The following is a 2087-nucleotide window of genomic DNA, read 5'->3' as shown; positions in this document are numbered from 1 at the left end:
GATCCAGTCGCCGGCAGCGCGAGAAAAATATGATCGCGCTGCCTCCGATCCTTTAGCCTGGCACGACTTAATGGCCGCCGCGAACGCGTCCGTAACCGGTACGGGCCGCCAGGACGCTGTTCCGGGTGTTCCGGCCGGGTGCTCGGGTGGCGCGGTCGTCGCCCGAGCGGCCTTCCGGAGGGCGGTCGTACAGCGGTAGTCGTAGAGTCGGCCGGGTGAGGGTGCTGGTCACCGGTGGCACCGGCAAGGTCGGCAACGCGGTCGCCCGGGCCGCCCGTCTGGCCGGTCACGAGGTGCGCGTGCTCGTCCGTGACACGGCCAGAGCCAAGGCTGTCCTCCCGCACGATCTCGAGCTCGTGACCGGTGACGTCACGGACCCGTCCTCGTTGGAGCCTGCGGTGGACCGCTGCGATCTCGTCTTCAACGCGATGGGGCTGCCGGAGCAGTGGCTGCGAGACGAGTCGCTGTTCGGGGGGGTCAATGCTGACGGGTCGGCGAACCTTGCCCGGGCCGCCGCGGCGGCCGGGGTGCGGCGGATGGTGCACACGAGCACGATCGACGTGTTCGACGCGCCACCCGGCGGCCGGTTCGACGAGACCAGGCTTGCCGTCGCACCCAAGCGCACGGCCTACGAACGATCGAAACAACGAGCGGAGCGTGCGGTGCTCGACGCGTCCGGCGACATGGAGATCGTGTTTGCCAACCCCGCCACGGTCTACGGACCCGGCCCGGCTGGCAGCGCGTCGCTGGAGACGCTCTTCGGGCTGGTGCTACGCGGGCTGCTTCCCACCGCACCGCCGGGCGGGTTCGGAGTCGTCTTCACCGAGGGTCTGGCGCAGGGTCACCTGCTCGCGGCGGAGCTGGGTCGCCCCGGACAGCGCTACATCTTCTGCGACGAGCACGCGACGCTGATGCAGCTTGCACGGACGGTGGTTTCGGTCACCGGGCGCGGCCGAGCCCCGGTGGTGACCATGCCGGCCGGCGTCGCAACGGCAGTGGCCGCGGCCGGTGAGGCACTCGCACGGGTGACCCACCGGCCACCGCTGATGGCGCGAGGTCAGCTCCAGTTCCTGCTGTGGAATGCCGTCCCCGACTCGGCCAGGGCACAACGCGAACTCGGCTGGAAACCCACCCCGCTCGACGAAGGCGTCCGCCGTACCGTCGCCGCCGGCTGAGACCGTGCGCTGTGCCGTGACGCACGCTGGCGCTGCCGTGACGTACGCCGGTGGCCACGGTGTGGGACACCGAGGCGCCGCGACCGCATACACGGCACCTCGGTGTCGGTGGGCTGGTGCCTGTCAGTGTCCGATCTCGACGTTTTCGAGGATGCCGAGGGCGTCGGGGACGAGGACGGCGACGGAGTAGTAGGCGCTGACGAGGTAGGAGATGATCGCTTTTTCGCTGATGCCCATGAAGCGGACGTTCAGGCTGGGTTGGACCTCGTCGGGGATACCGGCGTGGTGCAGGCCGATGACACCCTGGTCCTCCTCACCGGTACGCAGCACGAGGATGGACGTGGTGTTGGTGCTCGTGATGGGAATTTTGTTGCTGGGCAGGATGGGGACGCCGCGCCAGGCGGGCACCGCGTGGCCGGCGATGTCGACGCTCGGCGGGTAGAGACCCCGGCGGTTGGCCTCCCGGCCGAACGCGGCGATCGCCCGGGGATGAGCTAGGAAATATTGGGACTTTCGCCGTCGCGAGAGCAGTTCGTCGAGGTCGTCGGGGGTGGGTGGGCCGGTGCGGGTGTGGATGCGTTGTTTGAGGTCGGCGTTGTGGAGGAGGCCGAAGTTCCGGTTGTTGATGAGTTCGTGTTCCTGGCGTTCGCGGAGGGCTTCGATGGTGAGTCGGAGTTGCTGTTCGAGTTGGTTGATCGGTTCGTTGTAGAGGTCGGCGACGCGGCTGTGGACGCGGAGGACGGTTTGGGCGACGCTGAGTTCGTATTCGCGGGGGGCGAGTTCGTAGTCGACGAAGGTGCCGGGGAGGTCGGGTTCGCCGTGGTGGCCGGCGGCGAGGTCGATGGCGGCTTCGCCGTATTTGTTCTGGGCTGGTTGGGGGCGGGTTCGGTACTGTTCGATGTGGGTTTGGAG

2 protein-coding genes are annotated in these 2087 nt (G+C 68.5%); one reads left to right on the top strand and one right to left on the bottom strand.

The genetic code is table 11. The features are described 5' to 3' along the window. Window positions 1-215 precede the first annotated feature (215 nt). On the top strand, window positions 216-1175 hold the full coding sequence (locus DD1DGNOD_RS15105) for an NAD-dependent epimerase/dehydratase family protein (protein WP_131767065.1): 960 nt from the start codon (window positions 216-218) through the stop codon (window positions 1173-1175). 123 nt (window positions 1176-1298) lie between these two features. Here DD1DGNOD_RS15105 and DD1DGNOD_RS15100 read toward each other — a convergent pair. Continuing rightward, a partial coding sequence (locus DD1DGNOD_RS15100) for a family 2B encapsulin nanocompartment shell protein (RefSeq protein ID WP_283234702.1) occupies window positions 1299-2087 on the bottom strand: 789 nt, incomplete at its 5' end.

It is taken from the genome of Candidatus Protofrankia californiensis (genome assembly GCF_900634765.1).
GTDB lineage: Bacteria > Actinomycetota > Actinomycetes > Frankiales > Frankiaceae > Protofrankia > Protofrankia californiensis.
This window is presented reverse-complemented; position numbering and strand designations above follow the sequence as displayed.